Annotated in this window: 6 protein-coding genes; all 6 read right to left on the bottom strand. The window is 70.8% G+C overall.

Annotated features, from left to right (window positions below; genetic code table 11):
- Positions 1–190 precede the first annotated feature (190 nt).
- Complete coding sequence (gene ppc / locus ON27_RS10480; protein ID WP_043723471.1) at positions 191–2,950, bottom strand: phosphoenolpyruvate carboxylase; 2,760 nt, start codon at positions 2,948–2,950, stop codon at positions 191–193.
- Between the two features lie 79 nt (positions 2,951–3,029).
- A complete protein-coding gene (locus tag ON27_RS10475; protein WP_043723449.1) occupies positions 3,030–3,449 on the bottom strand; it encodes a VOC family protein in 420 nt (139 codons plus the stop codon).
- Positions 3,450–3,644: 195 nt separating this feature from the next.
- Positions 3,645–4,202, bottom strand: a complete 558-nt coding sequence (locus ON27_RS10470; protein WP_043723468.1) for a GTP-binding protein — start codon at positions 4,200–4,202, stop codon at positions 3,645–3,647.
- Positions 4,203–4,218: 16 nt separating this feature from the next.
- Complete coding sequence (locus tag ON27_RS10465; RefSeq protein WP_043689710.1) at positions 4,219–4,560, bottom strand: DUF742 domain-containing protein; 342 nt, start codon at positions 4,558–4,560, stop codon at positions 4,219–4,221.
- A complete protein-coding gene (locus tag ON27_RS10460; protein ID WP_245559904.1) occupies positions 4,557–4,985 on the bottom strand; it encodes a roadblock/LC7 domain-containing protein in 429 nt (142 codons plus the stop codon). The genes ON27_RS10465 and ON27_RS10460 overlap by 4 nt, the downstream gene beginning before the upstream one ends.
- The coding region (locus ON27_RS10455) for a sensor histidine kinase (RefSeq protein ID WP_051046417.1) at positions 4,982–7,212 on the bottom strand (2,231 nt) is incomplete at its 5' end. The genes ON27_RS10460 and ON27_RS10455, both read right to left, overlap by 4 nt.

Here is a 7,212-nt window from a genome sequence, read left to right as displayed (position 1 = left end):
CCACGGTGAGCACCGGCGTCTGCAACTGGTCGAGTGTCGGTGCGGTGCGCAGGAATTCCCGCACGGTGCGGCCCCAGGAGCTGGGTGGCATGCCCTTGTGTTCGGGACCGATCCGGCGGTCCGCGAGCGCCGCTACGGCTGCTTCGTCGATCGACACGACGCTCCTTCCTCCCGGAACCGGCTCGGCCGCTCAGCCCGAGTTTCGCAACGCGGTGGCCAAGCCGTTCATGGTCAGCAGGATGCCGCGTTTCACCAATTCGGAGTCGTCCCCGGCGCGCAGGCGGCGCAGCAGCTCCACTTGCATCTGGTTGAGCGGCTCCAGGTAGGGGAACCGGTTGTGGATGGACTCCGCCAGCGAGGGGTTGTCGGCCAGCAGGTGATCGTTGCCGGTGACGGCGGCGTGCATGCGAACGGTCCGGGCGTGTTCGTCCCGGATCATGCCGAAGATCTGCTCGCGCAGCGCCGCGTCGTCCACGAGTTCGGCATAGCGTGCCGCGATGTCCAGATCGCTCTTGGCCATCACCTGCGCCAGGTTGGACAGCACCGTGCGGAAGAACGGCCAGCGGCGGTACAGGTCGGCCAGGGTGGCCAGCCGCCGCGGGTCGCCGCCGATCCATTCCTCCAGCGCGGTGCCGGTGCCGTACCAGCCGGGCAGCATCACCCGGGCCTGGCTCCAGGACATCACCCACGGGATGGCGCGCAGGTCTGCGACCGAATTCGTCGGCTTGCGGGAGGCGGGCCTGCTGCCGATGTTCAGATCGCCGACCTCGGCGACGGGCGTGGACTGGCGGAAGTACTCGACGAATCCCGGGGTCTCGTGCACCAGTCGCGCGTACGCCGCGCGAGCGCGGGCCGCCAGGTCGTCCATGATCCCGTAGGACGGCTCGGCGTCGGCGCCCAGGCCCTCCACGTCCAGCAGGGTCGACTCGAGCATGCCCGCGATCAGCGACTCCAGGTTGCGATGCGCCGCACCGGGTTCGGCGTATTTGGCGGCGATCACCTCGCCCTGCTCGGTGAGCCGCAGCGAACCGCGCACCGCACCCGCGGGTTGCGCGAGGATCGCGTCGTAACTACGGCCACCGCCGCGGCCCACCGTGCCGCCCCGGCCGTGGAACAGCCGCAGCCGGATGCCGGTCTTGCGGGCGACCTCGATCAGATCCAGCTCCGCCCGGTACAGCGCCCAGTTCGCGGCCAGGTACCCGCCGTCCTTGTTGGAGTCGGAGTAGCCGAGCATCACCTCTTGGCGCATCCCCTGCGCGGCCACCAGCTCGCGGTAGACCTGCACCTCCAGCGCCGCCGACAGCGTCGCCGCTCCGGCGCCCAGATCCTCGATGGTCTCGAACAGCGGGACGATGCCCACCGGGCAGCTCGGCGGCCCGTCCGGCTCGCCCGGATCGAGCAGCCCGCCCTCCTTCAGCAGCAGGGCGGCCTCGAGCAGGTCGCTCACCGACGTGCACATGCTGATGACGTAGTTCGGCACCGCCTGCGCGCCGAGCGTGTCCACCACTTCCCGTGCGGCGCGGACGATGCCGAGTTCCTTGGCCGCGAGTTCGCTCAGCCGTGCGTGCGGGCCGAGCAGCGGGCGCCGCGTGCGCAGTTCGGCGGCGAGCAGTTCCACTCGGCGCGCCTCCGGCAGGCTCGCGTAGTCCGGATGCACCCCGGCCCAGGCCAGCAGCTCGGCGACCACCTGCTCGTGCACCTCGGAGTTCTGCCGCAGGTCCAGAGCTTGCAGGTGGAAGCCGAACGTCTCCACGGCGTGGCGCAACGCGGCGAGGCGATCGTCGGCGAGCAGGCCGTCACCGCTGCGCCGCAGGGAGGCGTCGACCGCGTCCAGGTCGTCCAGCACCGCCTGCGGGGACGGATACGGCCGCGCCCCGGTGTCCAGGCCGTTCGGCGGGACCTCGCCGAGGGCCGACAGCGCGGTGGCGGTCAGCCGGGCTCGAACATGGTGCAGCGCGCGGCGATAGGGCTCGTCGGCATGCGCGGCCGGATCGGGGTACCCGGTCTCGGCCAGGGCCGCGACCTCGGGCGTCACCGTGACCAGACGGGCCGACAGCGACAGCGTCTTCTCCAGCTCCACCAGTTCACGCAGGTAACGCTCGAAAGCCAGACCGGCCGCGCGATAAGCGGCCTGGCGCACGACATCGGCGCTGACATAGGGGTTTCCGTCGCGGTCGCCGCCGATCCACGAGCCGGGACGCAGGATCGGGCGCGGCAGCAACTCGACACCCGGCCAGCGTGAGCGCAGCGCGGCGCGCACTTCGGCGTTGATCGCCGGGATCACGTCGAACAGCGTGAGGTCGTAATAGCGCAAGCCCACCGAGATCTCGTCCTGGATGCGCAAGCGGGCCAATCGGATCAGCGCCGTGCGCCACAGGCTCAGCACCTGACGACGGATGCGCAACTCCAGATCGGCCCGCTCGCGCTCGCTCTCGGCGTAACGCTGGCGCAGGCGCATCAGCTCGGTGATCCGGGCCTGCACGTCGAAGACGGTGCGGCGGCGCGTCTCCGTCGGGTGCGCGGTGATCACCGGCGACACCAGCGCGTCGGCCAGCAGGTCGGCCACCCGCGCCCCGTCGAGCGCCGCCGCGTCCAGCTTGCGGTAGGTGGCCGCGAGCGACGACTCCTGAGGCGGTTCGCCCGCCGCCTCGTGCGCGGCGCGGCGACGATCGCGTTGGATGTCCTCGGCGAGATTGGCCAGCAGCACGAAATAGCTGAACGCGCGGATGAGCGGAAGGGCCACCGCGATGTCCACACCGTCCAGCATCTCGGCGACGGCGCTGCGCTCGACCTCCTCGCGGCGCACTCGGAACGCCTCGATGCGCACCCGCTCGATGAGGTCGAAGACCTCCGGCCCCTCGTGGTCGCGGATCGTGTCGCCGAGCACGCCACCGAGGAACCGGATGTCGTCGCGCAGCGGCCGGATCGCGTCCTGCTGGGTCTCACTCATCGTTTCGCCCATGATCAGACAGTATTGCCCGCCGGCGCGCGGGGGTATGCGACGCGGCCCACACCGGCCCTGGGAGGGCTCAGCCCGGCAGTTCGGAGAAGCGCAGGTGGTTGCCCCACGGGTCGCGGAACCCGCAGTCGCGGACCCCGTACGGCTGCGAGATCGGCTCCTGCGTCACCTCGACCCCGGCGTCGCGCAGCCGGGCGAAGGTCGCGTCCACGGCGTCGGTGGTGAAGATCAGCGTGCCCTGCGCGCCGCTCGCCAAGCGCGCCCGCGCCGCCGCTCCGGCGGCCTCGTCCGGCACCATCTCCGGGGTCTCCAGGATGAACTCGATGCCCGGCTGCTTCGCCGGGCCGACGGTCACCCAGCGCCCGCCCGCGAAAGGCAGGTCGGCGCGGACCTCGAGTCCGATCACGTCACGGTAGAACTCCAGGGCCTTGTCCTGGTCACCGACCAGGACGCCGATGTGGGTGAGGGCGAAGTCCGCGCCGTTGCTCATGATGTTGCTCCTTGTCGTCGTTCGGGGTGGGGCAACAGTACAGACGCCGGACGCGCGGCGAATTCATCGGCGAAGACGTTCGGATTCTCGACGGGTGCCACGCGGGGTGAGCGTGCCCCCTTGTCCGGCGACTATGTGGCACCGGCCGGAGATCTCGGACCCACGGCCCCGAGAGTATGGCGCTCAGCCCATGTCTTACGCGGTGAGCTGATCCGCGCGGTGCAGCAGTACTTGTTCCAGCAGCGAAACCAGCACCTCTTTGACCGAATCGCGAGACCGGGCATCGCATTCCAGAACCGGGATCCAATCCTCCAACTCCAGCGCCTCGCGGACCTCGCCGAGGTCGAAGTGCGTGCTGCCGTCGAAGCGGTTGACCGCCACGACGAAGGGCGTGCCGTGTTCCTCGAAGTAGTCCAGCACCGGGAAGCAGTCGTCGACGCGGCTGGTGTCCACCACGATCACCGCACCGAGCGCACCGTCGACCAGGTCGTCCCACAGGAAGACGAAGCGGTCCTGGCCCGGCGTGCCGAACAGGTACAGGATCAGCGACCGGTCCAGGGTGATGCGGCCGAAGTCGAGGGCCACCGTGGTCCGCGTCTTGTCCGCACGGTGTCCGGGGTCGTCCACGCCGACGGCCATTTCGGTCATCGCCGCCTCGGTCACCAGCGGCTCGATTTCGGAGATGGCTCCGATGAACGTCGTCTTCCCGACGCCGAACCCGCCGCTGATCACGATTTTCACCGAGGACGGCATGGTCGGCGTTCGCATGTCAGAGTGCCCGGACAAGGTCCCTGATCCTTTCGATGGCAGCGGCGGTGAGCTGGTCGGCGGCGCGCACGGTGACGTGTCCGGTGGCGGCCAGATCGCTGACCACGACCTTGGCCACCCCGATCGGAACCCGCAGCGCGGTGCCGATTTCTGCGATGGAGTGCGGCTGCTGGCACAGCCGGACCAGGGTGCGCTGCTCGAAGCGCAGCGGTGCGGAAAGTGCGGCCGGCTCGGCCCGCACCAGCGTCTCGATGCGCAGCCCGTCCAGCAGTGGCGTGGTGCGTCCGGCGGTGACCACGAAGGGCCGCACGAATCGATCGTCGGCGGCGGATTCGCGTCTCATCGCCGCAGCGTCTCGCGCAGTTCCGCGATGAGCGCGGGATCCAGCAGCGCGCCGGCGCGCTCGGCGAGGATCGCCATCTCGTACCCGACCAGGCCGACGTCACAACCGCTGTCGGCGATCACGCCGAGACAGCTGCCGTCGCCCATGGCCGAGACGAGCAGGAAGCCGCGCTTCATCTCGATCATGATCAGCTTCAGACCGTCGAAGGAGTAACTGCGCGAGGCGCTTCGGGCGAGCCCGACCAGCCCGGACACCATGGCGGCGAGCCGGTCGGCGGAGGTGCGGTCCAGGCCGTCGGACATGGCGATGAGCAAGCCGTCCGAGGAGACCGCGACCGTCTCGCGTACACCGTCGGTCTCGCGGACGAAGTTGGCCAGCATCCAATTGAAGGTGTGCGGGTCGGCGCTCGATATGTGGGTGGTCACCGGATCTCCTCTGCCATGGTCGCGGCGGGCTGGAATTCGTGCGCCGTGTCGGCGGCGCGGACGAGGTCGTCCTGCGGGGCGGCGGCGTGCCGTCCGGGCGCGCCACGCTGGTAACCCGACCGGAAGGCGGACAGCATGCCGCGGATCTCCTCGGGTGAGCGCTCGACCGCGGGTGCGGGCTCCGATCGCGGCACCGGGGCCGGACGTGGACCGGTAGCGGCCGCGCGGGCCTTCTTGTTGCGTTTGACCAAGCCGTTCTCGGTGTGCCGCATCGCGGGTTCCGAATCCGCTGCCGCGCTGCGAGCGTCGAGGGCGGTGACGCTCGGCGCAGCCGTCGGCTCGGTGCGCGGGAAGACGAGTTGGGTGTAGGCCGACGACCCCGCGTTCCCGGATCGAGCGGCGGGTGCTTCGGTAGCGGCAGCAGACGGGCGTGGCCGCGGCGAACTCGAGCCGTTCGGGAGCGCAGCGGCGTGTGGCGCGGACCCGCTCGGGTCGTCGCGCTGTTCCTGTCCGGTTTCGAGCATGCTCGACGGCAGCGTCAGACGCGCGACGATGCCGCTCACCGGCGAGACGCTCAGCTCGACGCCGATGCCGAGCCGCTCGGCGAGCCTGCCGACGACGTAGTGGCCGAGATGGCGGGTCGGCGCGACGACGAAATCCTGTTCGCCGCGCAGTCGCGCGTTGGCCTGGGCCAAGTGGTCGGCGGGCATGCCGACGCCGTGGTCGACCACCGCGAGCAGGTACCCGTTCGGCCCGGCGCGCCCGTAGATCTCGACCTCGAGATCCGGTGGTGAGAAGGCGAGTCCGTTCTCGATCAGCTCCGCGAGCATGTGTGCCAGCTCGGTGGCCGCCGCGCCCGTGACGAGCACATCGTCCATCCGGCGCAGCACCACCCTGCGGTAATCATCGACCTCGGACAGGCCCGCGCGGATCACGTCGCTCAGCGGGATCGGTTCGGCCCAGCGGCGCGGACTGGCCTCGCCGACCAGCACGAGCAGGCTCTCGGCGTTGCGACGCATACGAGTGGCGAGATGATCGAGTTCGAACAGGTTCGACAGCGCCTTGGGGTCGAGCTCCTCCCGCTCGAATTCGCTGATCAGGCCGAGCTGGCGGCGCACGAGGTTCTGGCTGCGCCGGGCCAGGCTGACCATCGACTCGGTGGTGTTGCGGCGCACCAGCGCCTGCTCCGACGCGAGGTCGAACGCGGTGGACTGCACCCGGTCCAGAGCTCGTGCCACCGCGGCGATCTCGACGCTCGCGCCCGCCGGTGTCCGCACCGGGGCGGGCGGGTCCGGCGGGCGGGTGTCGTCGCCGGTGCGCCAGGCCGCGATCACGTCGGGTAGCCGCCTGCTCGATACGTCGTCGGCGTCCGCGGCCAGCGTGGCCAGCGGCCGGACGATCGCGCGCACCGCGGAGACCACCAGCGCCACTTCCACCGCGACCGCCGCCAGCGCGGCGAGCACGAACGCGCCCAGGATCAAGGCGGCGTTGCGGCGCGATACCTCCGCGCGCGAGCCGATGTCGGCGCCGACCGCCTGCTGCACGGTGCGCTGCTCGTCGATGACCGCCGTCATCCTGGCCCACCAGGTGATCGGGTCGACCGGCCGCACCAGCGGTCCGGCGCTCGATGCGATCGCGATGTTCTCCGATTCCGCGGCCCGGACCGCGCTGTCGCTGTCCAGCACGGCGTCCATCCGCGCCTGCTGGGCCGCGGTGGCGTCGCGGGCGAACGCGGCCAGACCGGCCAGCTTGGCCGCTCGGATGTCGAGGAACTGCACGTACTCCCCGGGCCCGAAAGCGTCGGCGGCGAAGACGCCGTTCAGGAAGCCGCGTTCGCGCGCCGTCTGTTCCTTGGCTTCGCCCAGCGCGTACAACGCTTGCAGACCGTGCCGGACCACCGGATCGGCGGCCTGGTCGAGACCGAGAGACAGGTGATTCAGCGCGTCGATGGCGTCGGTGTAGTACTGGAAGGCCGCCTGCCTGGCTGTTCGCCGCTCATCTATTCGGGCGCGGGTCGCGCCGAGGTCGGTCAGCGGCCGGGCGGCCGCGCGCACCCGGTCCGCGCCGGGCGGGTTGTCCGCCATTGCACGCCGCAGCTCACGCAGCGCCCGGTCGACCGCGCCGCGCTGATCGGCGACGGGCTGGAGCAATCGCCCGTCGCCGCCGAGCAGGCCGTTGGTCAGGCCGCGCTCGCGCTGCGCCTCGTGCACCAAGTCCTGCACCGCCA

Origin of the sequence: Nocardia asiatica NBRC 100129 (assembly GCF_000308415.1) — a bacterium.
GTDB lineage: Bacteria > Actinomycetota > Actinomycetes > Mycobacteriales > Mycobacteriaceae > Nocardia > Nocardia asiatica.
This window is presented reverse-complemented; position numbering and strand designations above follow the sequence as displayed.

What these genes read in the sequence shown, in the direction of transcription:
- ppc (WP_043723471.1), bottom strand. Translation starts at nt 2,950, where the DNA reads ATGAGTGAGACCCAGCAGGACGCGATCCGGCCGCTGCGCGACGACATC.
- ON27_RS10475 (WP_043723449.1), bottom strand. Translation starts at nt 3,449, where the DNA reads ATGAGCAACGGCGCGGACTTCGCCCTCACCCACATCGGCGTCCTGGTC.
- ON27_RS10470 (WP_043723468.1), bottom strand. Translation starts at nt 4,202, where the DNA reads ATGCCGTCCTCGGTGAAAATCGTGATCAGCGGCGGGTTCGGCGTCGGG.
- ON27_RS10465 (WP_043689710.1), bottom strand. Translation starts at nt 4,560, where the DNA reads ATGAGACGCGAATCCGCCGCCGACGATCGATTCGTGCGGCCCTTCGTG.